At 66.3% G+C, this 24,300-nt stretch carries 22 protein-coding genes and 5 pseudogenes; 21 read left to right on the forward strand and 6 right to left on the reverse strand.

The window, feature by feature from the left end; translation table 11 throughout:
* The first annotated feature begins 106 nt into the window (after positions 1-106).
* A complete protein-coding gene (locus ACIP79_RS19280; RefSeq protein ID WP_401224747.1) occupies positions 107-1,399 on the forward strand; it encodes a glutaminase in 1,293 nt (430 codons plus the stop codon).
* A 172-nt stretch (positions 1,400-1,571) separates the two neighbouring features.
* On the opposite strand, the gene ACIP79_RS19285 is transcribed toward ACIP79_RS19280, so the two are convergent.
* Entirely contained in the window at positions 1,572-1,988 is a 417-nt protein-coding gene (locus tag ACIP79_RS19285; RefSeq protein WP_401224748.1) for a MarR family winged helix-turn-helix transcriptional regulator, read from the reverse strand.
* A 109-nt stretch (positions 1,989-2,097) separates the two neighbouring features.
* Here ACIP79_RS19285 and ACIP79_RS19290 point away from each other — a divergent pair, with 109 nt between their 5' ends.
* A complete protein-coding gene (locus ACIP79_RS19290; RefSeq protein ID WP_401224750.1) occupies positions 2,098-3,012 on the forward strand; it encodes an alpha/beta hydrolase in 915 nt (304 codons plus the stop codon).
* Positions 3,013-3,211: 199 nt separating this feature from the next.
* On the opposite strand, the gene ACIP79_RS19295 is transcribed toward ACIP79_RS19290, so the two are convergent.
* Positions 3,212-3,574: a MerR family transcriptional regulator gene (locus ACIP79_RS19295; RefSeq protein WP_401224752.1), complete on the reverse strand. Its 363-nt coding sequence runs from the start codon at positions 3,572-3,574 to the stop codon at positions 3,212-3,214.
* Between the two features lie 297 nt (positions 3,575-3,871).
* Here ACIP79_RS19295 and ACIP79_RS19300 point away from each other — a divergent pair, with 297 nt between their 5' ends.
* The 10 genes and pseudogenes from ACIP79_RS19300 (at position 3,872) to ACIP79_RS19345 (ending at position 12,681) form a co-directional block, all read left to right on the forward strand.
* A complete protein-coding gene (locus ACIP79_RS19300; protein ID WP_401224996.1) occupies positions 3,872-4,549 on the forward strand; it encodes an NmrA family NAD(P)-binding protein in 678 nt (225 codons plus the stop codon).
* Positions 4,550-5,007: 458 nt separating this feature from the next.
* Entirely contained in the window at positions 5,008-5,550 is a 543-nt protein-coding gene (locus tag ACIP79_RS19305) for a MarR family winged helix-turn-helix transcriptional regulator (protein WP_401224754.1), read from the forward strand.
* Between the two features lie 427 nt (positions 5,551-5,977).
* Positions 5,978-6,933, forward strand: a pseudogene (locus tag ACIP79_RS19310) (DUF5996 family protein).
* Positions 6,934-7,943: 1,010 nt separating this feature from the next.
* Complete coding sequence (locus ACIP79_RS19315; protein WP_401224756.1) at positions 7,944-9,683, forward strand: pyruvate dehydrogenase; 1,740 nt, start codon at positions 7,944-7,946, stop codon at positions 9,681-9,683.
* Positions 9,684-9,906: 223 nt separating this feature from the next.
* Positions 9,907-10,377, forward strand: coding sequence for a nitroreductase family deazaflavin-dependent oxidoreductase (locus ACIP79_RS19320; protein WP_401224758.1), 471 nt, complete (start codon positions 9,907-9,909; stop codon positions 10,375-10,377).
* A 372-nt stretch (positions 10,378-10,749) separates the two neighbouring features.
* Positions 10,750-10,927 (forward strand): annotated as a pseudogene (locus ACIP79_RS19325) (5,10-methylene tetrahydromethanopterin reductase); the annotation flags it as partial.
* 217 nt (positions 10,928-11,144) lie between these two features.
* Positions 11,145-11,456, forward strand: a complete 312-nt coding sequence (locus tag ACIP79_RS19330) for a MoaF-related domain-containing protein (RefSeq protein ID WP_401224759.1) — start codon at positions 11,145-11,147, stop codon at positions 11,454-11,456.
* A 2-nt stretch (positions 11,457-11,458) separates the two neighbouring features.
* Entirely contained in the window at positions 11,459-11,854 is a 396-nt protein-coding gene (locus ACIP79_RS19335; RefSeq protein WP_401224761.1) for a nuclear transport factor 2 family protein, read from the forward strand.
* 65 nt (positions 11,855-11,919) lie between these two features.
* Positions 11,920-12,291: a nuclear transport factor 2 family protein gene (locus tag ACIP79_RS19340; protein ID WP_401224763.1), complete on the forward strand. Its 372-nt coding sequence runs from the start codon at positions 11,920-11,922 to the stop codon at positions 12,289-12,291.
* 75 nt (positions 12,292-12,366) lie between these two features.
* The gene (locus tag ACIP79_RS19345) at positions 12,367-12,681 is read left to right on the forward strand and encodes a putative quinol monooxygenase (protein ID WP_401224765.1); all 315 of its coding nucleotides are present in this window, start codon (positions 12,367-12,369) and stop codon (positions 12,679-12,681) included.
* Between the two features lie 300 nt (positions 12,682-12,981).
* On the opposite strand, the pseudogene ACIP79_RS19350 reads toward ACIP79_RS19345, so the two are convergent.
* Positions 12,982-13,404, reverse strand: a pseudogene (locus tag ACIP79_RS19350) (MarR family transcriptional regulator); the annotation flags it as partial.
* A gap of 188 nt (positions 13,405-13,592) precedes the next feature.
* Here ACIP79_RS19350 and ACIP79_RS19355 point away from each other — a divergent pair.
* From ACIP79_RS19355 to ACIP79_RS19370, 4 genes and pseudogenes are all read left to right on the forward strand, one after another.
* On the forward strand, positions 13,593-13,901 hold the full coding sequence (locus tag ACIP79_RS19355) for a GNAT family N-acetyltransferase (protein WP_401224766.1): 309 nt from the start codon (positions 13,593-13,595) through the stop codon (positions 13,899-13,901).
* A gap of 31 nt (positions 13,902-13,932) precedes the next feature.
* Complete coding sequence (locus ACIP79_RS19360; protein WP_401224767.1) at positions 13,933-14,343, forward strand: (4Fe-4S)-binding protein; 411 nt, start codon at positions 13,933-13,935, stop codon at positions 14,341-14,343.
* A 53-nt stretch (positions 14,344-14,396) separates the two neighbouring features.
* Positions 14,397-15,317, forward strand: a complete 921-nt coding sequence (locus ACIP79_RS19365) for an NADP-dependent oxidoreductase (protein WP_401224769.1) — start codon at positions 14,397-14,399, stop codon at positions 15,315-15,317.
* 299 nt (positions 15,318-15,616) lie between these two features.
* Positions 15,617-16,266: pseudogene (locus ACIP79_RS19370) on the forward strand (transposase family protein); the annotation flags it as partial.
* A gap of 365 nt (positions 16,267-16,631) precedes the next feature.
* Here ACIP79_RS19370 and ACIP79_RS19375 read toward each other — a convergent pair.
* On the reverse strand, positions 16,632-17,561 hold the full coding sequence (locus tag ACIP79_RS19375) for an AraC family transcriptional regulator (RefSeq protein WP_401224771.1): 930 nt from the start codon (positions 17,559-17,561) through the stop codon (positions 16,632-16,634).
* Positions 17,562-17,680: 119 nt separating this feature from the next.
* Here ACIP79_RS19375 and ACIP79_RS19380 point away from each other — a divergent pair, with 119 nt between their 5' ends.
* The 4 genes and pseudogenes from ACIP79_RS19380 to ACIP79_RS19395 all read left to right on the forward strand — a co-directional run bounded on the left by ACIP79_RS19380 (position 17,681) and on the right by ACIP79_RS19395 (position 20,834).
* Positions 17,681-18,433 carry an SDR family oxidoreductase gene (locus ACIP79_RS19380; RefSeq protein ID WP_401224773.1) on the forward strand — a complete coding sequence of 251 codons (753 nt, stop codon included), beginning with the start codon at positions 17,681-17,683 and terminating at the stop codon, positions 18,431-18,433.
* Positions 18,434-18,804: 371 nt separating this feature from the next.
* Entirely contained in the window at positions 18,805-19,023 is a 219-nt protein-coding gene (locus ACIP79_RS19385; RefSeq protein WP_401224776.1) for a hypothetical protein, read from the forward strand.
* Positions 19,023-19,787, forward strand: a pseudogene (locus ACIP79_RS19390) (UDP-N-acetylglucosamine--N-acetylmuramyl-(pentapeptide) pyrophosphoryl-undecaprenol N-acetylglucosamine transferase); the annotation flags it as partial. The gene ACIP79_RS19385 and the pseudogene ACIP79_RS19390, both read left to right, overlap by 1 nt.
* 561 nt (positions 19,788-20,348) lie before the next feature.
* The gene (locus ACIP79_RS19395; protein WP_401224778.1) at positions 20,349-20,834 is read left to right on the forward strand and encodes a hypothetical protein; all 486 of its coding nucleotides are present in this window, start codon (positions 20,349-20,351) and stop codon (positions 20,832-20,834) included.
* A 459-nt stretch (positions 20,835-21,293) separates the two neighbouring features.
* Here ACIP79_RS19395 and ACIP79_RS19400 read toward each other — a convergent pair whose 3' ends face one another.
* Positions 21,294-21,806: a hypothetical protein gene (locus tag ACIP79_RS19400; RefSeq protein ID WP_401224999.1), complete on the reverse strand. Its 513-nt coding sequence runs from the start codon at positions 21,804-21,806 to the stop codon at positions 21,294-21,296.
* 121 nt (positions 21,807-21,927) lie between these two features.
* A complete protein-coding gene (locus ACIP79_RS19405) occupies positions 21,928-23,430 on the reverse strand; it encodes a ScbA/BarX family gamma-butyrolactone biosynthesis protein (protein ID WP_401224780.1) in 1,503 nt (500 codons plus the stop codon).
* A gap of 389 nt (positions 23,431-23,819) precedes the next feature.
* Here ACIP79_RS19405 and ACIP79_RS19410 point away from each other — a divergent pair, with 389 nt between their 5' ends.
* The gene (locus ACIP79_RS19410; RefSeq protein WP_401224781.1) at positions 23,820-24,020 is read left to right on the forward strand and encodes an acyl-CoA carboxylase epsilon subunit; all 201 of its coding nucleotides are present in this window, start codon (positions 23,820-23,822) and stop codon (positions 24,018-24,020) included.
* The last annotated feature ends 280 nt before the right edge of the window (positions 24,021-24,300 follow it).

Genomic DNA, 24,300 nt, shown 5'->3' on the forward strand with positions numbered 1-24,300 from the left:
CGACAAAATGGTGCGGTGAGGAGTCGCCAGAAGAAGCCTCGCACTATAGTAGAGACAGTGCTGAGGTCGCGACGCAGAGGATGCAATTCTGTATGGAGGAGGACGAATGCAGCCAGTCATTCCCGACTATCTGACCGAGATACTGGGAGACGTGAAGTCGGACACGTCCGGAGAGCCGGCGGGATACATCCCTGAGCTGGCAGCGGCGGACCCCGAGCGCCTCGGCGTTGCCTTTGCCATGGTTGACGGACAGGTCTACGGTGTCGGTGACATCGATGTCGAGTTCACGATCCAGTCGATCTCCAAGCCGTTTACGTATGCGCTGGCCCTGGCCGATCGTGGATTTGATCCTGTGCTTGCCAAAGTCGGTGTCGAGCCGTCCGGGGAGGCTTTCAACGAGATCTCCCTCGAAAGCAATACCGGGCGCCCTCTCAATCCAATGATCAACGCCGGTGCGATCACCGTTCACTCGCTGGCCGGCGCGGAGGATCTGAATTCGACCGAGCGCGTGGAACGCGTGGTTCACGGCCTCTCGGCCTTCGCTGGTCGTCGACTGACGATGGATGAGGCGGTGTGCGCGTCGGAGATGGAGCACGCGCACCGCAATCTCGCCATTGCGCACATGCTTCGCAGTCACAACATTCTTACCGAGGACCCGCGGGCCGTCGTCGACGGCTACACCCGGCAGTGTTCCGTGCTCGTCACCACGCGAGATCTGGCCATGATGGCCGCGACGTTGGCCAACCATGGAGTGAATCCCCTCTCGGGTGAGCAGGTGGTGCCGGAACCCGTGGTGCGTCAGGTGCTGAGCGTCATGTTCAGCTGTGGAATGTACGACGCGGCTGGTGACTGGGCGACCCAGGTCGGTATTCCGGCTAAGAGCGGGGTGGCTGGGGGACTGATCGGCGCGCTCCCCGGACAAATCGGCATTGCCACGTTTTCGCCACGACTGGATAGCCACGGAAACAGTGTTCGCGGGGTGTCATTGTTCGAGCGACTCTCTTCAGACATGGGTCTGCATGTGATGGAGGTCCCTGCCACTGCGTCTGCGGTTGTGCGATCCAACCATGTCGTCGGCAGCGGACCGAACGCGCTCCGGGTCTTCCAGTTGCAAGGCGGCATCGGCTTTGCCGGCGCCGAGAGAATCGTTCGGGAAGCTGTGGACACCTCGCCCGCGGAAGTGAGGGTGGTTCTGGACCTCACGAGGGTGCATTCGATCGACGACGTGGCACGGCGCGTGCTGCTGGAGGTCGCACGTCGGCTGACGCTGGATGGTCATGAGGTCTACCTCGTCGACCCGGAATCGATCGTGCCCAATCCCGATCCCGGCGATGGCGGCCGAGTCATCGTTGTGGACAATGTGGATCAAGCCATGATTCCGCCGCACAGGGTGGCTTAGCGCAGGACCGGGCGCAAAGGGAAGGGAAGGGGCTTGACGTATGAGCCTGAGGTCTCAGCGTCTGACGGACGGCTGTGCGCACAAGAAGCCGTAGACACGCGCTTTCCTCGGCCTGGACATCGGCAGGGGCAGCCACCCGCCATCGCTGTCACCCCGGCCGGGAAGAACGGCCTCAGGTGGGCAAGGTGAGCATCTCCTGAAGGATGCGCTGCAGTTCGGTGCGGTCCTGTGGAGTGATCCTCGCCAGCCTGCGGTCGTATTCCGAGGCGAGGGCTGCAAGTGCGCGATCCCGCGCCTCCACACCTTCCGTGGTCAGTGCGAGCCGGTGACGCCGCAGGTCCGCATCGTCGATCTCGCGCCGAATGAACCCTTTGGCGACGAGGTTGCGGACGTAGACCGTCACGGTCGCCTTGGGGAGCAGCAGCGCTGTCGCGACCTCGGCGGGGTACGGCGAAGCCTCCACCTCGGCCAGGACGAAGAACTCCTTCGTCTCCAAACCGAGTTCGGCCAGTTCCTGCGCGCAGGCATCCATCACCACGCTCAGCAACCGCTGGTTCAGTGTCCACAACCGCGCCCCGTCAACAGTCATGTGTGTCCCCTGTCTGCAAGTGGTACGGTTCTGTATTAGTTTCAAACTGTACCAGCAGGCATCCTGTACTAGCCGTCAATGGAACAACCGGTCTCGAAGGGCGCTAACCGTGATACAGCACATCATCATCCCGCGCGGGCCGATCGGACTCGCCGCCGACCTTCACCTGCCCGACACTGTCGACAGCGCCGCCCCGCTGCGTGCCGTGGTGCTCTCCACGCCAGGCAGCAGCGTGAAGGAGCAGATCGGCGCGAATTACGCTTCCCGCCTTGCCGCCCGCGGCATCGCGGCCCTCGTGTTCGATCCCGCCCACCAAGGTCAGAGCGGAGGCGAACCCCGCGACCTCGAAGACCCCTACCGCCGCGGTGAGGACATCTCCTACGCTATCGACGCACTCACCACGACCGACGGCATCGACCCGCAGCGCATCGGCGTCCTCGGCATCTGCGCCGGCGGCGGCTACGCCGTGCACACCGCTCGCACGGACCATCGCATCAAGGCGGTCGGAACCGTAGTCCCCGGCAACATGGGCACCTCGTTCCGCAGCTTCCAGCCCGACGGCCCGGCCGCAGCACTGGACGCCCTCGCTGACGCGCGCATCGAAGAGGCCCGCTCCGGCGAGATGACCCGCATGAAATGGCTGCCCGACTCCCTGGAGGACGCCGCGGCAGCCGGTGTGACCGACATCGACACGACGCAGGCGATCACCTACTACCGCACCGAGCGGGGCGGTAACGAGCACTCCACCAACCGCCGCCTCGCACGCAGCGACTCGCTCCTGCTGGGGTACGACGCGTTCCACCTGGTCGACCAGCTCATGACCCAACCACTGCAGGTCATCCTCGCCGGACGTGTCGGCAACACCGGCCAGTACGAGTCCGGCATGCAACTGTGGAAGATGGCCCCCAACCCGGTCGACCTCATGGTGATCGAAGACGCCGGCCACTATGAGATGTACGACGAACCGGAGTACGTCGACGCGGCCGTTGAACGGCTCGCCAACTTCTACGTCAACAATCTGTAGGCATCCATACCAGCCAACCCGTGTGGTCACAGCGCCAGTGGGCGCCCGGAGACCGGCGTGCGCGGCTGTGGAAGTCGTCGAACGGAACTCCGTCGCACCCGTGACCGCTTCTCCTCAGCCGGTAGGGGAAGTGGTCGCCTCCCAGGCACGTCCCCGGTGTCGCCGACGTATCAACTGCCCACTCGGGCCGCCGCCCGCTTCAGGATGAACCTCCTGTTCCGCCAGCATCGCGCGCCTTGGTGATGCAGTCGTGGAGCCCCTTGCGTACGTCTTTCAGGTCCGTCATCTGGCGGTCGAGGCGGTCGCGTTCGGCGCCGAGCAGCTCCAGCAGTTCTGGTGACGCCCCATCGGAGTCAGCGAACGGCAACACCTTGCGAATGGTTCTGCTGGTCAAGCCCACGGAATAGAGCTGTTGAATCAGCCGGACCCGTTCGACCGCACCGTCCGGATACCAACGCTGGCCACCCGGATTCCGGGATGAGTGGAGCAAGTCCTGCTGCTCGTAGTAGCGCAGGGCCCTGACGCTGACGCCCGCTTTCGCGGCGACCTCCCCGATCCGCATCGCGACCTCCTGACTTGGCTCCATGTCCCGCTTGCACCTGACGTTGACGTCAGGTTTTAGCGTAACGGACACCGAAGGGAACCATCCCGTCCGAACTTTGGAGCACGCCTATGACCAGCACGTCTCCGGCTCACTTCTCAAGGCCTCAGGGGAAAACGGCGATGCTTCTCAGGATCACTGTCGTGATCACCGAGAACGCAGTGTGGTCGGCATGACCGACATCAACAAAACAGTCGTCGTCTTGGGCGCCACGGGGCAGCAGGGAGGATCGGTCGCCGCGGCGCTGCGGGCCGACGGCTGGGGGGGCGCGCGGTCGTGAGGGATCCGGCAGGTCGCCGGGCCCGGCTTCTCTCCGCCGCCGGCGTCGAAACCGTCCGCGCTGACCTGGGCGATCCGGAGTCGCTCCGCGCGGCCTTCTCCGACGCGCACGGCGTCTTCAGCGTTCAGCCGAACTCCGGCCAGGCCGGCACCGACGTGACCAACGAGGACGAGGTCCGCTTCGGCGCGACGGTGGCCGAGATCGCCGAACGGTGCGGCGTCGCCCACCTCGTCTACAGCTCGGCGATCACCGCGGGTTCGACAACGGGCGTGGACCATCTCGACACCAAGAGCCGTATCGAGACCCATGTCCGGAATCTGGACATCGCCAGCACCAGCATTCGGCCTGCCACGTTCATGGAGCTCCTGGTGACCCCAGAGACGGGCATCCACGGGGGACACCTGTCCTTTCTGATGCGCCCGGACCAGGCCATGCAGTTCATCGCGGTACGCGACATCGGCCGCATCGTCGCCGCTGTCTTCGGCTCACCCGATCGCTATGCCGGTCGCACCATCGAGGTTGCCGGTGATGCGATCACCGGTAATGCCCTGGCCGCGAATCTGACCGGGCCGCAGGCCAGACGATCGGCTACAGCCGTCTGTCGACGACGCTTCCGGCACAGGACGAGGTTCTCGGCAAGCTGGAAGCACTTGTAGACGACGGCAGGCTGGCGGGAAACGCGAACCTCGACACGTTGCGCACGGAGTTCCCCTTCCTGCTGCGCTTCGACCGCTGGCTGGCAGGCCCTGGGGCGGGCCTTCTCAATGAGGCCCTCCGTTCCTTGGGCACGGGCATCGCCCCGCACTGACGGGGTCCATCCGAGTGAGCCCGGCCGTGGTGGGTGGACGGTGGCTGTCCGCCCGGTGAGTCCGGGCAGGGGCCCTCGGCCCAGTAACGCCTGGTCTGGTCTGCGGCCGCTTCGAAACCCGCGTTCCCATCGTGGTTAGGTCACCTGCGCGCTGCTTTGGGATCGCGGTGCGCTGTTGCGGTCACGGGACAGCTAAGTTGGCAGGACGAGACTTCTCTCGGCAGGGTGGTTGTCCCCATGAGTTGAACCACTAACTCACGGAGGGCTCTGAGTTCGCAGGCTTCGCCGTTCGGCAAGCCGGGAGAGGTGGATGACCGATTGTCTGATCTCACATCGCCGTGGCCCGGCGGGCGGGAGCGGGACCGCTCTTTCGCCGACGCCGTGGAGGACGCCACGCCCCGGGTGCCGCAGGAGCAGCGGGAGAACTGGCAGGCGTTGGTGATTCTCGCGCACAGGGTCGAAGCCGAGCTCGAGCGAAAGACGCAGTGCGATGCCGGTATCCCGCACAGCCACTTCAAGATCCTCGCGTTGCTCGCCGGCGCGGATCTGCACACGATGGGCCTCACCCGCCTGAGCCGGGCACTACGGTTCCACAAGAGCCGGCTGTCACATGCACTCGGCTCACTCGAGGCCGCCGGATTGCTCCGCCGCGAGGACACTCCCGAAAAGGGCCGTGCCTACCAGGCCGTCCTCACACGACGTGGTCTCGACCTCGTGGAGCGAGTGCTACCGCTGCAGGACGTCTTCGCCCGCGACACAGTGCTCTCCGGCCTTACCGCGACGGAGGTCACGCAACTGCGCACTATCGCCGAAAAGATCACTGCAAACCTGGACGCTCTGGGGGAGTGACCCGACGGCCCTCGGGGCAAGGCACTGTGCCAGTCGGGCCTGGGCCACCTATGTCCCGTCGGGCGTACAGAAGGCGGTGCCCGCCGCAGCCGGCCGGGGCGGTGCCCCCATCGCAGCCGGCCGCTGTGGCTGATGCGCCGGAGGGTGACCGAGTGGGCCCTGACCCACTGCGTGCTTGAGCGTGGCGTTGAGAGGCTCGGCGAGTGCGAATAGACATCTAGTTGACGCGTCAAGTGTCGATGTTAACGTAGGTGATGAATCATCTACGTGGTGGCGGCTGACGTTGCTGTTCCCGTTCACCACCTGCTCCACCTCGCGTCGAATCAGTGCTCGGTCCGGGGCGATGGCTACTGCCCGGCAACGATTGACATTTACATGTCTCAGCGTCCGACACCCTTCCAAAGCGTTGCCAAGGATGTGAGAAGCGATGACCGCGTCAGCGACGAACTGGCCGAGCCTCCGGGTCTCGGACTGGACCGCCACCCGCGACACTCTGCACATGTGGACCCAGATCGTGGGCAAGATCCGCATGGCCCACGCACCCCTGATCAACCACTGGTGGCAGGTGACCTTGTACGTCAGCCCCCGCGGGTTGACGACGTCGACCATCCCGTACCGCGCCGGGGCATTCGAGATCGAATTCGACTTCGTCGGCCACCAGCTCGAAATCCGCAGCAGCGACGCCGGAGCGCGAAGCTTCCCGCTCCGGCCCATGCCGGTCGCGGAGTTCTACGCCCGGATCCTGCACGCGCTCGATGAGCTCGGGATCGAGGCCCCGATCCATCCGCACCCCAACGAGGTCGAGCCGGCGATCCCCTTTGCCGAGGACCACGACCACGCCTCCTACGACGGTGAGGCGGCGGCCCTGTTCTGGCGACAGTTGCTGCAGGCGAACCGGGTCATGGGCGAGTTCCGGTCGCACTTCGTCGGCAAGGTCAGCCCGGGGTGCACTTCTTCTGGGGTGCGATGGATCTCGCCTGCACCCGTTTCTCCGGGCGGTCGGCACCTCCGCACCCCGGCGGCGCACCCAACTGTGGGGACTGGGTCATGGTCGAGGGCTACTCCCGGGAACTGTCCAGCTGCGGGTTCTGGCCCGGCGGTGGAGAGGAAGGTGCCTTCTACGCCTACGCCTACCCCGAACCCGACAGGTTCGCCGACTACCCGGTCGGCCCCAAGGGCGCCTACTTCAGCTCTGAGTTCAAGCAGTTTCTTCTGCCCTACGAGGCCGTCCGCGCCGCGCCTGACCCTGACCGCGCTGTGGCCGATTTTCTCCACACGACCTATGAAGCCGCCGCAGTGCGCGGACAATGGGACCGTTCCGCGCTGGAAGACGACCCCTTCCGGTGGGACGGTACTTCCTCGCCTCGGTGGGCCGCGAAGTAACCAAGATCGATAAGTCGCTTCTCCCGCCTTCCTGAGGCGTCAGCGCGCTGTATCCCGCGGCAGATGCCGCGGTGGTTGACCGGTGTCTGAGTAGGGCCGGAGGCCGCCACGCAGGTGGCACGTGCCCTGACGGTCGCGGGCCAGGGGGCGCAGGAGCCGTACAGCGAGTCGGTAACCGGTAGAGTACGCGGCCGACTCGCCCGGCTGCGTCTGGCGGTGGCCCAGCAGCGCATGGCGCGAGTTATGATCTTGTCGGTGTCGGCCTGTGGGAGGGACCCCAGCAGTTGGTCCTGATTGTTGCCGGGGTATAGGCGCAGTAAGCGCTCCGCGTCCGGGCCGTGCGTCTTGCGTACCGACTGCTGATACTTGGCCACGTCGGTGGTCGGAGGTCTGACCAGAGCGAGCGAAGCCTTGTCCCCGTTGGTGCCGAGGGGGTCGGCACTTCCAGCTGTTCCGCGGATGCGTTGATCTCCGGCATCGGTCGGTCCAGAAGTGGGCCATCGATGGAGGGACGCCAGTGGGCCTGGAGTGAAAGACCGACACCCGCGTGAAGCAGTTGTCGGGCGCCGCCTCGACCTGGCACCGACCGGCCCCAGCACGTCCGCCGACGGGCGAGCGCTGCCCACACACCCCGCCCACATCAGCACGGTCTCGGTGACGGTCAGCTCGGAAGGGAAACCGCCCTTTTGGAGCACGACCCCTGTGCCGGGGGCTCTGCGTACGTGCGTGTGCGGGGACGCGCACCCGGCCGGCGGCCGGAGCGGCGAGGCCCTCCAGCGGGCACTCAGTCGCAAGCCGACGCGACGCGTTGTCAGACCAGCGGTTCCGTGTACGGGAGGCCTCCCATGCACGCGGCCGAAGTTCGACGTACTAGGGCTCGTCGGCCCGTCACGAAGTGCCGAGACCACGACGACCCGACGCCCATGCTTTGAAAGTGGATGCATCAACTATATTGAGGTCGTTGAAAGTCATAGGGGACAGGCGTGCAGCCTGAGGGGAGAAGTCCGACGATGCGGAATCTGACCGTCGCTCAGCAGATGGTGGACATCTTGCGCCAAGCGGGCGTGGAGCGGATCTACGGTGTGGTGGGGGACAGCCTGAACTCGGTGGTCGACGCGGTGCGCCGTACCGACGGCATCGAGTGGGTGCATGTGCGGAACGAGGAGGCCGCCGCCTTCGCTGCGGCAGCGGAGGCACAGCTGACCGGCAGACTCGCGGTATGTGCCGGAAGCTGCGGCCCCGGAAACACGCATCTGATCCAGGGACTGTACGACGCGCACCGCTCTGGTGCGCCCGTGCTGGCACTCGCCTCGCACATCCCGTCTCACCAGATCGGTACCGGCTTCTTCCAAGAGACCCACCCGGAACGGCTGTTCACCGAATGCAGCGATTACTGCGAGATGATCAGCACCCCCGGGCAGATGCCCCGGGTTCTACGGATCGCCATGCAGCGGGCTCTTGGCAACAGCGCGGTGTCGGTCCTGGTGATACCTGGCGATGTCGCGCACGGCGAGGCGACTCACCCGACGGGAAGCAGCGACTTGGTTACTGAGCGCGGCCGGGTCATCGCGCCGGACACACAGATTCGGGGGCTGGCCGAGAAGCTGAACGCGGCTCGGAAGGTGATGCTGTTCTGTGGTGCGGGAGTGCGGGACGCGCACGCCGAGGTCATGGCCCTCGCTGAGAAGGCTGCCGCCCCCATCGGGCACACCCTGCGGGGCAAGGAGTGGATTCAGTTCGACAACCCGTACGACGTGGGCATGAGCGGCCTGCTGGGCTACGGTGCCTGCTTCGACGCGATGCACGAGGCTGACCTGGTCGTCCTGCTCGGCACCGACTTCCCGTACAACGACTTCCTCCCGCAGGAACGGACCGTGCAGATCGACCACGATGCCGGCCGCCTCGGCCGTCGCACCCTTCTGGAACTCGGGGTGCACGGTGATGTCCGGGAGACGTTGCGGGGTGTGCTGCCGTTGGTCGAGGCGAAGCGGGACCGTACCTACCTGGACCGGGCGCTGCACAAGCATGCTAAGTCGCTGGAGACGGTGGTCTCGGCCTATACCCACGACGTGGGGCGCCGCACCCCGATCCATCCCGAGTACGCGGCCTCGGTTCTGGACGAACTTGCTTCCGACGAGGCCGTGTTCACAGTGGACACCGGTATGTCCAACGTGTGGGCGGCGCGTTATCTGACCCCCAATGGGCGGCGCCGGGTGATCGGTTCGTTCCTGCACGGCACGATGGCCAACGCGCTGCCGCACGCCATCGGCGCGCAGTTCGCCTACCCCGGCCGTCAGGTGATCTCGATGTCGGGTGACGGTGGACTAGGCATGCTGATGGGCGAGTTGCTCACCGTGAAGCTGCACGATCTGCCGGTGAAGACGATCGTCTTCAACAACTCCTCTTTGGGCATGGTGAAGTTGGAGATGCTGGTCGAGGGGCTGCCTGAGCACGAGACCGACCACGAGCCGGTGGACTATGCGGCGATCGCCCGCGGCGCAGGCATCGAGGCGATCCGCATTGAGTGCCCCGGGGATGTCGTCGAGGGGCTCAAGCAAGCGCTCGCCCATGACGGATCGTTCCTGGTCGACCTGGTGACCGACCCTAATGCGCTGTCGATTCCGCCACACATCTCGGTCGCCCAGGTCAAGGGGTTCGCCTTCGCCGCGGGCAGGACAGTGCTCGACGGAGGCGTCGGCAAGATGCTCGACCTGGCCCGTGCCAACCTGCGGAACATTCCTCGCCCCTGAGACCGTCGCTCTCTTCACCGAGGTCCGGCGTTTCGTGTCACCGGCGATTTCACGAGCGCTGGCGCAATCCCTTATGCCCAGGTCTGCGCGGACGACGGCGAGGCGAATTACACGGCATTCGTCCAAGTCCGAGAGGGGGGCGGTGTACGTGTGCCTGGCGCCAATCGACGACACGGCAGGTCAATTGAACCGACGAACTGAATGAAATATCTGAGGAGGCGGTATGTCGACGTTCCAGAGGGCAGTCCGGAGGCTGGGAGCGACCCGCGCATGGTCTGCGGTGGGACGTTTCCTGGCGCCTGCGGACCGCGTCCTTCTGAAAGTGACGCGGGGGCGCCTCGGGGTGGGAACAGCGGCCGGGATGAGCACAGTGCTGCTGACGACGACGGGCCGGAGTAGCGGACAGCCGCGGCAAGTTCCCCTGCTGTACGTCCGCCACGGTGGTGGCCTGGTGGTGGTCGCCACGAACTGGGGTGGGCAGCGGCATCCGGGATGGTCGGCCAATTTGCTGGCAGAGCCGCGGGCAACGGTCACCCATGCCGGCAGCACGTGGTCAGTGCGGGCACGGCTGCTCGGGGACCCGGAACGCGCGGAGGCATGGGCGGCGCTCGTCGCCCACTGGCCGGCGTACGAGAAGTACGCCGAGCGCGCCCCGCAGCGGACCATCCGGATCTTCCACCTCACCAGGATCTGACTCCTGACCGAGCCCGCCTAATCGTCGCCTGGGTGAACTCGCCGCCCTGATCGGTCAGTTCCTTGCCGCGCTCCGGGTGACAGCCATAGCCCGGACCTGCGGCAAGATCGGTGGAAGCCGCAGCCTTCCGGGTGGAGGGTCCATCGCGGTCCAGGTGGCCGGCACCCGATGCAGGTGCGGCGGGCCGGATGCCATCCAGGGATAAGTCCGAGCGTTGGCCGGGAGGAGGCACTTCGGCAAAACAAAGGCCGAGTCGCCGTGGTGATCGCCGGCTGTACCCCAGGCCTGGCCGCCGTGTGGAGGGAATGGATGCGGCGCGGGTCCCGTTCGCTACAATGGTGATACATCAACTACATGGAAGGGTGTACGACCATGCAGTTCGGGATCACCACCATGGGCGGCGTCACGTCACACTGGGCCCGGCCACGGGCCGTACGCCGACCGAGCATGTGCGGATCAAGGTCATGGTCGCCATCGCACTGAAGGCGGAGGAGGTCGGCCTGGACGTTTCGCGACCGGCGAGCACCGCCAGCCGCCGTTCGTGCCCTCGCCCCGCGATTGCCACGTCACGCACCCTGGCGGCGGGAAGGGTCTGACGATTGCCGACCGGGTCGAAGTCGCTCGCTGCGTGGTTCACCGTCTGATGTGAGCGGCTCGACAAGCGCTTGAGTGTGTTCCACGTCTCAGACGACTTGTGCAAACACCGATTGTGAGTTGAGACTTCAACTCACAATCGGGGATGTGATCTTTTATCTGGAGGACATGGCATGACCAAGCAACTGACCGGGCGCAGCTACCGGTTCGACCTAGGTGATCTGAAGGTGCGGTTCACGTTCGATTCGCCGACCCAGGGCAGCTTCGTGGTCGTGCACGGTGCGGGGCTCGCCCCTGACGGTCACGCCGAAACAGTGGCTCTGAACCTGCGAGAGATCCGCAAAGGTGTCTATCTGAATTCCTGGACCGAGGAGAGCGGGGCCACGGTGACGCACCTGGAGGACTTTGAGAACGGGACGGTGTATTCCAACGTGACCGTCGACGGCAAGCTCTACCACTTCACCGGAACGATTAAGGAGGCCTGATCATGACCCAGAACACCGCCGCCCAGGGCGATCAGGAGAAAAGCAACGTCGACATCGTGCTCACCGCGATGCGGGAGTTGTTCGCCGACAAGGACCTCACCGCGATAGATCGATACTGGGCTGAACCCTACATTCAGCACAGTCCGCAGATGCCCAATGGGCTCGACACCCTGCGCAATGTCGTTCCCAGCCTGGAGGGCTTCTCCTGGGAGCCGCAGCGGATCGCCGCCCAGGGTGATCTGGTCTTCACCCACAGCATCGTCCACGGCTGGGCCCCGAACCCGGTGGTCATCGTCGATATCTTCCGGCTGGACGGCGGACGCATCGTCGAACACTGGGACGTCGTCCAGGACATCGTCTCTCCCGAAGAATCTGTCAACGGCAACACAATGGTGTAGACCCCGAGGCGCCGCCCGAGACAGGCCTTGTCGCCGCGGGGAGCGCCAGAGAATGGAGACCTCGTATGTCGACCAACAAAGAAACCGCGCGCAAGGCCATGGACGAACTACTCAACCACCGGGACTTGACGGCATTGGATCGACACTTCACCCAGAACTACATTCAGCACAACCCGGCGATTGCCGACGGCCCTGAAGGCCTTCGGGCGATCGTGCCAACTCTCCCTGACCATTTTCATTACACGATGCTGCGAACGTTCGAGGACGGCGACCATGTCATCGCGCTCGCCATAGTCAGCGGCTTCCTTCCTGGAGGCGATGCCGCTGTGGCAGACGTCTTCCGCTTCGAGAACGGCCGCATAGCCGAGCACTGGGACATCCTCCAGCCGTACGTGCCGGACGACCAGACCGCCAGCGGGAATCCAATGCTGAGCTGACATGGCTACTCGGCAAGAGCGAACGGATCCCTTGCGGCCGGCCCATCGAACCAGCAAGCATGCGAAGGAGAGACCATGAGCGCAGTCGTGGTTGTGGTGACGATCATCCCGGTCCCGGAGCACAGATCAGCAGTGATCACTGCCCTCGAACGGGCGATCACCCGCGCTCACGTCGAAGATGAGGGCTGTCTCCTCTACGCGTTGCACGAGGGCCAGGACCGCCTTGTCGAGATCGAGAAGTGGTCCAGTCCCGAGGCGCTGGACGCGCACCTCAAAGGACCCGCAGTGGGCCAACTCCTGAAGGAGCTCGAGGGGAAGATCGTCGGCGAGCTGGACGGACAGGTCCTGCGACCCCACGCGGCCGGTACGCCGCGGCAGGGAGTGCTCTGACTGGCGGTGACGGCCGAGCATCGAGTTGGGTACGAAGCCTGTGGTCCGGGGGGCCGACGCGGTTGGGCCGGCTTGTCGGCGGCCGCGGCGGCCGCCGACAGCGACCGCCGTCACTACCGATCAACTGCGCGACTGCGTAAGCCATGGCGGCGGCCTTTCTCGATGCCATGAACCGGGTGGTTCGGCAGTCGGGGAGTCTGTCGCGAAATCGGCCGGCGGCCCCGCGCACCAGGATGCCCCTTCCGGTCGGCACGGGGCTGACCCGTCGGGATCCAGGCAGTCGCGCCCCCTGCCCGGTCGGTCCGGCCGCTTCTCCATGCGGTCCAGGACATGCTGGTTCAGGACATGCTTGGAGATCCGGCCGAGTGTGCTGAGGTGGTTCGGGGTCAGGGCATCGGTGAAGAGGCGGCGGACGTGCTCGACCTGATGGGGTGCGGACTCTTCGCTTGTCCTGTAGCCGTCCAGGGTGGCGAGGATGAATGCTCCGCGTCCGCCATCGGGCACTTCTCCTCGGTCAGGAACCCGCGTTTCGCCATCCGCGTGACCAGGTGGGACATCCGGATTTTTTCCACTCCACGAGTTTGGCCAGATCTCGAAAGCGAATGCCGGACTCGGCCTGGACGTGGTCGGGCAGCCGTCCGATGAGCGTCTCCTGCGTTCGGATGCAGCTGCCCCAGGAGGCCCCTTCTTTTCGGCGTCGAGCCAGCGCGGCTGTGCGTCCACAAGGGCGGAGTGAGCGGGGCGAGCCGTGTCTCCTGCAGGCTCGGAGGCCGGCGTCCTGTGCTCGTTCTGTGCTGCGTATGCCCTCACTGAGGGTTAAGTTGATACATCAACCTTATGGGGTTAGGCTGATGCGACGGCTGCCGAGATTCTGCCGAGTTGAGCGGGATCGCACCCTACGAGGAGGACACATGACGGTCGAAGTGAGCGACGTGCCCGAGGCGAAGCGCTATGAGGCCCGCGTCGATGGAGAGACGAAGGTGGCGGGCATCGCGGAATACATTCGTACGACGGAGCTCATCGCGTTCGTGCACACCGAGGTCGAGCCGGAGTGCGAGGGCAAGGGCGTCGGGTCCGCGCTGGCCCGCACTGCCCTTGACGAGGCGCGTGGAGCGAACCTGCGGGTGCTGGCCACCTGCCCCTTCTTCGCGGGCTGGATCGGCCGACACCCCGAGTACCGAGACCTGCTGTACCAGTCCCGCAGCAAGGTCAGTGACTGATAAGCCGAGCAAGGCAGTGACGGAGGCAGACATGAGCGGCGAATCCGAGCAGAAGGCATACCAGACGGAGTCCATCACCGTGACCTTCGAGGCCAGGCGCTGCCTTCACGCCGCCGAATGCGTCCATGGGCTCCCCGAGGTGTTTGACACGACTAAGCGCCCGTGGATCCGGCCGGACAAGGCTTCGGCCGATCGCCTGGCTGAGGTGGTGCGGCGCTGTCCCTCGGGCGCGCTGCAATACGAACTCGTGGACAGCGGGACGGAAACGCCTGACCGGCCCACCACGATTGCCCGCAGTTCCGCCGGACAGCTGACCGTACGCGGGGAGCTGAGTCTGGAGACGGAGCAAGGCCGGCGCGCCGAGACCAGGGTCATGCTGTGCGGCTGCGGACAGAGCCGCCGCCAGCCGTACTGCGACCACGCGGGGCCCTGCGGTCAGTGACGCGGCCGTGCCTGCTTCCGTGCATGCAGCACCCAAGATCTGGAGCCGAACAGATGCCCCTTGCAGTGCAGTTCGCCGAGTACGGCACCCCTGATGTGCTACGTGTCGTCGATGTTCCGCCGCTCACCGCGGGCCCGGGGCAGGTACGGCTCACGGTACGGGCCGCAGGTGTCAATCCGATCGACTGGAAGATCCTGCACGGCTACATGCGCCAGGTGATGCCCATCGATCTTCCGGGCGGCCTCGGCTCTGACGTGGCCGGTGTGGTCGAGCAGGTCGGCGAGGGCGTGACCGCCTTCAGTGTCGGTGACGAGGTGCTGGGGGCGTCCCTCACCCCCTCCTACGCCCAGTCGGCGCTTGCTGACCCCGCTTCACTGGTTTCCAAGCCCCCCTCCGTTCCGTGGGAGGTGGCCGCGACCCTAGCCGGTACGGGTATCACCGCCTGGGAGGTTCTCAACGAGTTGAAGATCTCTGCGGGGGAGACGCTGCTGGTCCATGCCGCGGCCGGTGGTGTGGGAACTTTCGCTGTGCAGCTGGCCGTTGCCCGCGGTGTGCGTGTCATCGGGACCGCGAGCGAGCGTAACCATGAACGGCTCCGCTCTTTCGGTGTGGAGCCGATCACCTACGGCGAGGGTCTGGTCGACCGCGTACGCGCGATTTCCCCCCACGGAGTCGACGCGGTCCTCGACGCCTCGGGTCGGGGTGAGATCCCGGACTCGATCGAACTCGCCGGCGGGCCGGCACGCGTCCTCTCGCTCGTGGCCTTCGATGCCGCGAACACCGGAATCCAGGTGCACGTGACCCAGCTGGGAGCAGGGAGTCCCAAGGCGCTCGGTGACATCAGCGACCTCATCGAGGCTGGACGGCTCCAGATGCCCATCGCGGGTGCCTACCCCCTAGAGAAGGCTGGGGAGGCACTGGCAGTGAGCCAGTCCGGTCACCTGAGCGGCAAGCTCGTAGTTGTTCCGGCGTAGGGTCACGACCTTCCGGGACGACCGAGCAGATCCTGTTCACCGGCCAGCAGGTGGTGGACCGTACCCGCGCCAAGATCCGTGCCCTCGTCGAGCGGGCCATGGCATCCTCAAGGCCTGGCGACTCCTCCGTGAGCTCCGGTTCTGTGCCTCTGGCTGGTTCGGACTGACGATGGAAAAGCCTCACTGAGTTTCTTCGAGTCGGGCCACTGATCAGGCGACAGTCCAGGAAGTGTGACGAGCGAGGCCCTCGACTGTTGATCGAGATGTCTGACGTCTAAACCACGCCGCTTGGGGCCTCGTTGGCCATCTGTCCTGCCGCACTCGACCTGCCCCATGCGATCTTGGAGTGGGTCACCATGCTCGTCGTCACCCGCGAGGGCAACCAGCGCTGCAAGCTCCGCCCGTCCCAGCATGCGATGGCGCTGGTGTACCTGCGTGAACACACCGCCCTGTCGAAGATCGCCGCCGGGTTCGGGATCCGCGAGCCCGCAGCCCACGCCTACACCAGCAGGATCATGCACCTGCTTGCCGAACGGGCGCCGTGTCTACTGAAGGTTTTGCGTGAGGCCGACGCGAGCCTCGTCCTGCTGGACGGCACGCTCACCGAATGCGACCGGTCCGGTGACGGACGGGCCCCGATCACTCCCACAAACACCGCCGGTACGGGGTGAACGTGCAAGGGTCACCGATCCGGGAGGCCGACTGCTGTGGCTCTCATCCGTACTCCCGGGTGGGACCCACGACCTGACCGCAGTCTGCACCCACCGGATCATCCGCATCTGCGAGTGCCCGGACGTACCCATCCTGGACGACCTCGCCTACCAGGGCGGCGGCCCCTGGGTGACCACTGGCATCAAACATCAGGCCACCGCAGGAAATCAGCCTCACCGAGACGACTCGCATGCGGGCCCTGGTCGCAGCACGGCCACCGGTCGAACGCGGCGTCGCAACCTGAAGTCCTGTCGTACTTCCCCAACTTCCACGCAATGCCAACCGAATCTTGGTTCCGCTTCGGTTTTCAGTTTCCTGTTCAACGGGCTCTAGAACTAGGTCCTCGGCATGCTCGGTGAGTACCTGTCTGCCGTCCGATAGACCCGCATGGTCGGTTGGCTACGGAATCGTCACCCGGGGAGCTGGAACAGTTCTGCCGTTCCGATAACAAGAACCTGAGCCAGGCGCGGGCGAGACGCCGTCCGGCGATGGTGATGGGACGGGCGGTGCAGTGGGCACGGTGAGAATGTTCGGCACCATCCTGGCCGAGGTCCCCACGGCGTCTGGTGTCCAAGTGCGTTGCCGCGCTGGTGGAGCCCGGTGTCAACCCGCACGGTTTGACGCCTCCCGAAAATGTTTGGGTGAGAGGCCGGTCACGCGGCGGAACGCGGTGCTGAACGCACTCTCAGATTTATAGCCGGTCGCGAATGCGAGTTCGGAGATTGATCCTGTTCCGCGACTCAGGGCATCGCGGGCAAGGCTGATTCGCCACTGGATCAAATAATCCAGTGGCGCGGTTCCGACCTGCTTCTTGAAAGACGAGGCGAACGAGGAACGTGACATGCGGCTGACATCTGCAAGCTCTTTGAGTGTCCAAGAGTGGGCCACGTCCGCGTGCATGGCGCGCAATGCGGCACCGATACCGTCGTTGCTGAGTGCCCCCAGCCAGCCGCTGGGGCGATCGGCCTGGTCGGCGTGGGCGCGCAGCATGTGGACGAATATCATCTGTGCGAGATGCTCCATGACCAGAGAGCTACCGATGGCAGCGGCTTCAAGCTCGGCGACCAGGAGTTCACTCAACTGTGCCAAGAGCCTGCCGCGAGGGTCTGAGGCAGGTACACGCACGAACAGCGGCAGAACCTCAGTGAGGACTGACGCGCCCGCCCCCTCGCACAGGAAGTACCCACCGCAGAGGTATGTGTCTTCCTCAGCCCCCGATCCGATGTGGACAGCGCCGTTCGTAGCGCTCTCCCACACCGACTTCGCAGTACGCGGTGACGCGGTGAGCGTGCTGGTCAGGACATAGGGGGGAGGGTTGCCCAGAAGGTACAGGTCGCCCTCTTCCAGTAGTACGGGTTCATGCCCGTCGAGGACCAACCAGCATTCGCCGCGCACGACTGCTCCGAGCCTCACATGCGGAAACCGATCGAAACGCAGGGCCCATTCCCCTGCGGCATGGAGGCCGGGTTCGACCACGGTGCGGGGGCGCAGCAGGCCGATGGCGTCTGCGATCAAATCCTTGGAGCCGAGCACTGGCCACCACTCTCGGACGATGCGTAACGAATCACGGATGTTGCCTAATGCATCGTACCGCCCAGTGCTGCAGGATTGCTGTCGAGGCAAGTCAGTACGGCATCTATGGAGGTATTCAAATGGGGCAGCTTGAGGGCAAGACTGCGGTGGTCACCGGAGGCGGCACCGGAATCGGGCTGGCCACCGCCGTGCGGCTGGCGACTGAGGGCGCACACGTATTCATCACAGGTCGACGCAAGACCGAGTTGGATGCCGCCGTCGATACCATCGGCGCGACCATGGCCACAGCGGTGGCTGGCGACATCACCGTCATGGCCGACCTTGACCGGCTGTACGACGCGGTACGCGCCCGAGGCCGAGGTTTGGACGTGCTCTTCGCGAACGCGGCCGTCGCTGCGTTCGTGCCGCTGGAGGAGATCACTGAAGAGCATCACGACCAGGTCTTCGGGGTCAACGTCCGGGGCATGCTGTTCACCGTGCAAAAGGCGCTTCCGCTCCTGAATGACGGCGCCTCGGTCATCCTGACCGGTTCCACCGCGGCCGACAAAGGCATGCATGCGTTCACTACCTACGCGGCCTCCAAGGCCGCCGTCCGATCGTTCGCGCGGACGTGGTCGAACGAGTTGAAAGGCCGCGGCATCCGGGTCAACGTGGTCTCGCCGGGCGTCATCGAGACTCCCGGGGCCGTCGACCTGGCGGGTGGCGAGGAGGCGTATGCCGCCTTCAAGAAGCAAATCGTCCCGATCGTGGCGAAGGGCCGTGAAGGCCATCCTGAGGAGGTCGCCGCAACCGTGGCCTTCCTCGCGTCCGAACAGAGCAGCTACATCGTCGGTGCCAACATCTACGTCGATGGCGGAGTGAACCAGATCTGAGATCCATGCGACTGGCACCGGGGGCGTCCGGCGCTCAGGCGGGTACCCCCGGCCGCCGTTATCCGTGACAGAGGACATGGGGACCATCACCGTTCACGTCCATAGAGCCCCACTGCTACTAGGCCCAGAGCTGCTCCCGCTGGTGGTTGTGATCCCCGTGCTGCGGACCTCGGCGGCGGCCCCCTCGCCGTACCCACCTGGACCGTCCGCCTCGACGGCGACACTGCTGACGAGATCAGGCAGAGCTTCACCTACACCGCCGCCGCGCACAACAAGGTCGCCCCGGCCTTCACCGCCCGGTAGCCACTGAAAGCGTCACCACCCCCGCAGGCGGCACCGCCCTGCGTATCGCCCAGGCGACCGACGACCAGATGGTGCACCGCTACGACGTGACCGTCACGGACGCGGCCACCGGGGCTCAGGTCTTCTCCACCAAGGTCTCTTCCGAGTACCACTTCATGCCCCGCACCAACACCCTGGCCGTGCCCGTCGCGTCCGCCGTGGCCGGTCGCCCGTACACCGCGGAGTTCACGGCCGTCGACGCCAACGGCAATACCTCGCCGGTCGCCTCCACCACCTTCACCAAGTAGTCACCAACCGTCAGCCGGCCGGGTCGGCGACGAGGATTGCGGTCTTTTCGGAGTCGACGCTGCCGCTGCTGTCCGCGGAGGCGCGCTCCATCGCCGTGGTGACCGGGAATCCGGTACGGCCGCAAATGCTGTCGGGGCAACGGAAGAAGGCGATCGAGGCGCTGGGGCTGCGGGGGTTCGACGGCCGTCGGTCCACTGTGTACGTCACCGGTGGCGCCCAGGGCTCCCAGCAGATCAACGAGGTCGTGGCCGAGGTACTGCCGTGGCTGCTGGAGCACGCGAACGTCGTCCACCGGTGCGGGCCCGACCATCTCGAGGCGTTGCGTGAGCGGGCGGCATCGCTGCCGGCCGAGAGTACCGGCCGCTACTACGTGAGCGGGTTCGTCGGCGCAGAGCTGCCGGACGTCCTGGCGCTCGCGGACGTGGTGGTCTCGCGCTGCGGAGCGGGCACGCTCGCCGAGCTGACCGCGCTGGGCAAGGCGGCCGTGTTCATCCCACTGGCCACCTCGGCGGGCAACGAGCAGGTGCACAACGCGCGCCACTTGCAGGACTCCGGTGCTGCGGTCGCGCTGGAGGGCGAGGTCTCCGCGCAGCGGATGCGGGACGCGTTGGGGCCGCTCCTTGCCGATGCCCACCTACGGCAGGCGATGGCGGAGCGGGCCCGGGCGCAGGGCCGTCCGGATGCGGCCGACCGACTCGTGGACGTGATCCTGTCGGCCGCTTCGGGAGCTACGGAAGGTGCCCGGCAGCACCGTGTTCGATGACCTCCACGCAGGTCTTGAACGCTGTGGTAGGCGTCCGCGAAGGGGTTGTGGACGTCCGCGCCGTCGAGGTAGAGGCGCCGTTTCGGCTCGGTGGGCTCGCCGGCCGAGGTGCGTAGTTCCTCGATGACTGCGTGGTCCATGACCAGAAGTGTCGGTCCCCTCCAGCAGCGGAAGTTGACCTTGGTGGGGCGGACCCCGCTGCCTTGGTGGCCGTCTTTTTCGTCGCGGTGGTCAGGTCTACCGGCGTCGTCACCGGGCCGTCGGCGCACAGCAACGCGTCGGCGAGGCCGAACAGTTCGTCCCCGCGGGCGGTCGGGCAGTCGAATGGGCCCTTCCGGAAGCGTGGCGCTTGCATGAACGCTTCTCCGGGACCGGTGTCAGGCAGCGGATGCGCCTTCACGGTCTTCGTGTCGGTCTGGGCGGCGTGCGGCCACCCGGCGTAGGGCCACCCTGTGTGTTCTGAGGTTCCGCGGGCTCTTCCGCCTGCCTACAGTTCGAGTCGTTCTCCAGGCCCCGGCCTCATCTCGGGGGTCCTTCCACAGATGGGAAGAGGCGACTCTCATGCGCCTGTTACGTTCCACCCTCGCCACGGTCGCGGTGCTGTGTACGGTCGCCACCGGTGTCGTCCTTGCTCAGCCCCCGCAGCCCGCGGCGGCCGCGGCCTCCGACTGCGTGGGAGGCAAGCGCGGCTTCCGCGACCATCCGGACAACGCGTCGGGCGATTCAGTGAAGCCGCGGGAGTTCTGGGTCGGCAACGTCCACTTCACGCTCGAGAAGGGTGTCTACGGCAGCACGCAGATCGGCTTCGGCAAGATCAGCGGTCAGACCCGACCGGGCGACAAGGTGTGGATGGACTGGCGGGCAGAGGGCTGGGACAACGCCGACTCGGTGTCTCCCTGGCTCCAGTGCGGTCCCTTTACCGTCCGGTCCGCGGGGCAGAGTCTGACCACGCCTTTCCGGCGGACCAGTACCGACCCCGCGTACCAGTTCCGGGTCTGTGGCTCGCTGGCCACGGACCCGCCGGCCAGGTGCTCCGCCTGGTGGTAGGCCACGCCGACCCGCTACCCCCGGCTGGGGCGGTCAGTTGGTGGCCTGCGAGCACACCGTCAGCCGCAGCCGCAGCCGCGTGAGGGCCCAGCAGAGTTCTGCGTCTCGTGCACACCGCCCCGCACCGTGTCGTGTGCCCGGCGGCGGCGCGGTGCGGGCCTCCTGCAGTGACAACGGCCGTATCGATCTGTGTTTCCAGGAGAATGGAGAACAGCCCAATGATCAAGAAGAAGGACGCTGCGGCAGCGTCACCCGCAAAAACCCGGATGGCACTCGCATTGACCGCTGCTCTGGCGAGCGGCATGTTGGCCGCCACACCGACCCAGGCAGCACCCGCCCCTGCTCGTTGGGTCGTGGAAAGATTCTTTGCCTGGTTCCTGAGCAGTCGGCGGCTGGTCCGTGACTACGAACGGCGCACCGACACCAGCGAAGCCGTCATCCGGTGGTCGATGACCGCACTCATGAGCCGCCGTCTGGCCGCCCAGCATCAGCAGCGTCCTGCTCCAGCGCGGACGGCATGAACCTGCCCGGCCTCTCCTCGACCAGCCAGCCCCGTTCCACCAGCCTCTTCAGCCGGGCCCTCGCGCCCTCGACGCGGGAGACCGACGCGCTGTCCCAGCCCAGCACCACCGCCGCACGCCGGGCACCCAGCGCATCTGCTCTGGCGTCCAAGGCGGCGGCCATCAACACCTGGTGGTCCACCGACAGGTCCTCCACCCCGGCCGCGTTCTCCCGGTGCGGCACCGTGCGTCGCGGCCCGACCGCTTTCCTCCGGGACGACGACCCGACAGCCACCATGGCGGGCGCTCGATCCTCGGCCAGCGCCTCCAGATACTGCTCCAGGCCGATCACCCGACGCCTGAGTACCTCTTCCGCGTCCGCCAAGTCCGTCCGCACCCGCACCAGTTCGGCTTCGAGTTCCTCCACTCGCACCGTTGCAGCCTTCCGCCGCGCTTCCAATACCGCCCGCATCGACGGCATCCGCCACCTCCACCGCAACTCGCTCAGCAACGAGTCGAGGCTTCCGCAACAGCCGCAATCCCATGTCTGACCAGCGGAATCCGCACACGAGATTCGGAAAGAGAACGTCCTCTTAGGTGGTGGGGGTGGTGATGGTGGCGTGGAAGGTGGGGGTGTTGTTTTGGTGGGCGGTGATGTGGGTGGTGCGGGTGTGGGGTTGGCGGGTGTTGCTGCGGTTGGTGTCGTTGTGGGGTCGGGTGTTGTTGCTTCCGTTGTTGTGGTTGTTGTTGTGCCTAGTGCTGTTCCTGTTGCTGGCGCCGTGGTCGCCGTGGTCGCCGTGGTCGCTGGTGCTGCCAGCGCTGTTGTTGTTGTCTTCGCCGTCGCTGGTGCTGCCAGTGCTGGGGTCGTGGGTGGTGGTGGTGATGGTGGTGGGGGTGTGGAGTTCGGTGTATTGGGTGAAGTGGGTGGTGATGGTGGTGGGGAGGGTGTGGTGGTGGTGGGTGGCGGTGGTGGCTTGGCGGGCGGCTTCGATGAGGAGCATGCCGGGGACGTGGTCTTGGGGGTGGTCGAAGAGGGTGGGGTGGTGGGGGTTGATGTGGAGGTTCCAGGTGTGGGGGTGGGGGTGGTGGGCGAGGACGACGTCGGTGGGGTGGGTGCGTCCGACGGTGTGGGGTGGGACGGGTGTGGTGGGGGGGAGGGTGAGTGTGTTGGGGGTGCCGGGGGTGCTGGGTATGCCGGTGGTTGTGCTGGTCATGCCGGTGCCGGGTGTGGTGGGGGTGCCGGTGCCGGGTGGGGTGGGGGTGAGGTGGGGGGTGCGGAGGCGTTGGTAGATGGTGGGGGTGATGCAGGTGAAGGTGCCGTTGCCGGTGGCGGCGGTGTGGCCGTTGCGGGTGATGGTGACGTTGATGGTGGCGCCGGTGAGGGTGTTGCGGCGTTGTTTGATGTGGGTGTAGGTGACGTGGAGTTGGAGGTTGGCGGGGGTGTGGGTGGCTTGGAGGTGCCTGGGGTGGGTGGTGACGTTGAGGTGGGTGATGAGGAGGTGGGTGTCGAGGGGGACGTGGTATTCGGTGTGGGTGAGGAGGATGCCGGCCTGGCGGATCGTTTCGGCGGCGATGAGGGGGTCGTGGCAGCCGTTGATGTGGGTGTAGAAGGCGTGTCCGCGGGGCCATTGGGCGGTGACGTGGAAGGTGTGGTCGCTGAGGCGTTGCCAGCCGGTGAGGAGGACTTCGGCGATGCTGGCGCGGTGGACGTATTCGGTGGGGACGGTGGTGGTGAGGGTGGGGTGGTAGTGGGGTGAGGCTGTCGGGGTGGCGGGGGTGGGGGGTGGGGCCGGGACCGGTGTGGTGGTCGGGGCCGGTGTGGTGGCTGCGGGGGCGGGGGCTGCCGTGGCCGGTGCCGGGGTGGTGACCGTCGGGGATGTGACCGCCGTGGCCGGGGCGGTGGCTGTGGAGGCGGTGACGGGTGCCGGGGTGGTGGTGCGGGGGTGCGGTGAGGTGGTGGGTGCGGGGCTGGCCCCGTTGTTGCCGGTGTGTGCGTGGTTCCCGGTGTGCGGGGTGGCGGGTGGGGTGGGTGTGTGGGGTGCGGGGTGGCGGGTGGCGGGTGTCGGGTGGGTGACGCGGAACGTGCTCGCAGACATGGCTGGTCCCCCTGAGCGGCGTTGGCGTGAAAGGGTGGTGGGTTTCTCAGGCCAGTGAAGATACATACCACCCGGTTTATTATCTAGCGGTATGCGGCCTTCCGCCGGCACGTTTTGCGGAACCGCCCGTTCCCCGGCTGTTCCCGGCCGGCGGTCCCGGTGCCCGGTGCTGCTGGGGCGGTGGCGCGGGGCGGTGCTGGCGGGACGGTGTGGGGGGTGTCGCGGGGTAGGGGTGTGCGGGGTGCGTCTACCCCGATCCTGCGCGTGCAGTACTGCCGCTCCCGCTGCGGCGCGCCGGGGGATGTGAGGTGGTTCTCCAGCGATCCCTCAGTGCTTCTCGAGTGGCGGCGCCGACCCTGGCTCAGTGCTGTGAGGAGGGAGGGGTGTTGATGGAGAGGGCTCAGGCGGTGCTGCGGGTGGAACGCGGGACGGCCGGCGAGGAGGAACTCGCCGCGCTGGCGGCGGTGCTGCTGGCGCTGCGCGCCCGCGGCGCGGGGCCGGTGGGCGGGCCTGGCGCGGCGGGGCCGCGGCTGGGGTGGAACTGGTGGCGGCGCCCGCACGGGTACGCGCCGCCGGACAGCTGGCGGTGATCCGGCCGGGCGCCGGGTGAGGCCCCCGGGACGGCTCCGGACGCCTTCCACCACCATGAAGAAAACCGTATAGGCGGTTTGCATATGTTGTTGAGGGAGTCGGGGAACCGCCCCGGCCGTGTTCGGGAAGGGGCCCAGTGATGGCGACGGCGATGAGGGCGGTTCCCGCGCAGGCCGCGGCTGCTGCGGCGGCGGACCCGGCAGGAACGGCCGGCCAGGCTGCGTCCGCGGGGCCGGCAGTGCCTGCGGGGCCGGTGTCCGAAACTGTGGTGCCCGGCGA

Origin of the sequence: Streptomyces sp. NPDC088747 (assembly GCF_044751025.1) — a bacterium.
Taxonomy (GTDB): domain Bacteria; phylum Actinomycetota; class Actinomycetes; order Streptomycetales; family Streptomycetaceae; genus Streptomyces.

Excerpts from the sequence above, each read along its gene's own strand:
- ACIP79_RS19280 (WP_401224747.1), top strand. The coding sequence starts at position 107 with ATGCAGCCAGTCATTCCCGACTATCTGACCGAGATACTGGGAGACGTG.
- ACIP79_RS19285 (WP_401224748.1), bottom strand. The coding sequence starts at position 1,988 with ATGACTGTTGACGGGGCGCGGTTGTGGACACTGAACCAGCGGTTGCTG.
- ACIP79_RS19295 (WP_401224752.1), bottom strand. The coding sequence starts at position 3,574 with ATGCGGATCGGGGAGGTCGCCGCGAAAGCGGGCGTCAGCGTCAGGGCC.
- ACIP79_RS19315 (WP_401224756.1), top strand. The coding sequence starts at position 7,944 with ATGCGGAATCTGACCGTCGCTCAGCAGATGGTGGACATCTTGCGCCAA.
- ACIP79_RS19320 (WP_401224758.1), top strand. The coding sequence starts at position 9,907 with ATGTCGACGTTCCAGAGGGCAGTCCGGAGGCTGGGAGCGACCCGCGCA.
- ACIP79_RS19330 (WP_401224759.1), top strand. The coding sequence starts at position 11,145 with ATGACCAAGCAACTGACCGGGCGCAGCTACCGGTTCGACCTAGGTGAT.
- ACIP79_RS19335 (WP_401224761.1), top strand. The coding sequence starts at position 11,459 with ATGACCCAGAACACCGCCGCCCAGGGCGATCAGGAGAAAAGCAACGTC.
- ACIP79_RS19340 (WP_401224763.1), top strand. The coding sequence starts at position 11,920 with ATGTCGACCAACAAAGAAACCGCGCGCAAGGCCATGGACGAACTACTC.
- ACIP79_RS19345 (WP_401224765.1), top strand. The coding sequence starts at position 12,367 with ATGAGCGCAGTCGTGGTTGTGGTGACGATCATCCCGGTCCCGGAGCAC.
- ACIP79_RS19355 (WP_401224766.1), top strand. The coding sequence starts at position 13,593 with ATGACGGTCGAAGTGAGCGACGTGCCCGAGGCGAAGCGCTATGAGGCC.
- ACIP79_RS19360 (WP_401224767.1), top strand. The coding sequence starts at position 13,933 with ATGAGCGGCGAATCCGAGCAGAAGGCATACCAGACGGAGTCCATCACC.
- ACIP79_RS19365 (WP_401224769.1), top strand. The coding sequence starts at position 14,397 with ATGCCCCTTGCAGTGCAGTTCGCCGAGTACGGCACCCCTGATGTGCTA.
- ACIP79_RS19380 (WP_401224773.1), top strand. The coding sequence starts at position 17,681 with ATGGGGCAGCTTGAGGGCAAGACTGCGGTGGTCACCGGAGGCGGCACC.
- ACIP79_RS19385 (WP_401224776.1), top strand. The coding sequence starts at position 18,805 with ATGGTGCACCGCTACGACGTGACCGTCACGGACGCGGCCACCGGGGCT.
- ACIP79_RS19395 (WP_401224778.1), top strand. The coding sequence starts at position 20,349 with ATGCGCCTGTTACGTTCCACCCTCGCCACGGTCGCGGTGCTGTGTACG.
- ACIP79_RS19400 (WP_401224999.1), bottom strand. The coding sequence starts at position 21,806 with ATGCGGGCGGTATTGGAAGCGCGGCGGAAGGCTGCAACGGTGCGAGTG.
- ACIP79_RS19405 (WP_401224780.1), bottom strand. The coding sequence starts at position 23,430 with ATGTCTGCGAGCACGTTCCGCGTCACCCACCCGACACCCGCCACCCGC.
- ACIP79_RS19410 (WP_401224781.1), top strand. The coding sequence starts at position 23,820 with ATGGAGAGGGCTCAGGCGGTGCTGCGGGTGGAACGCGGGACGGCCGGC.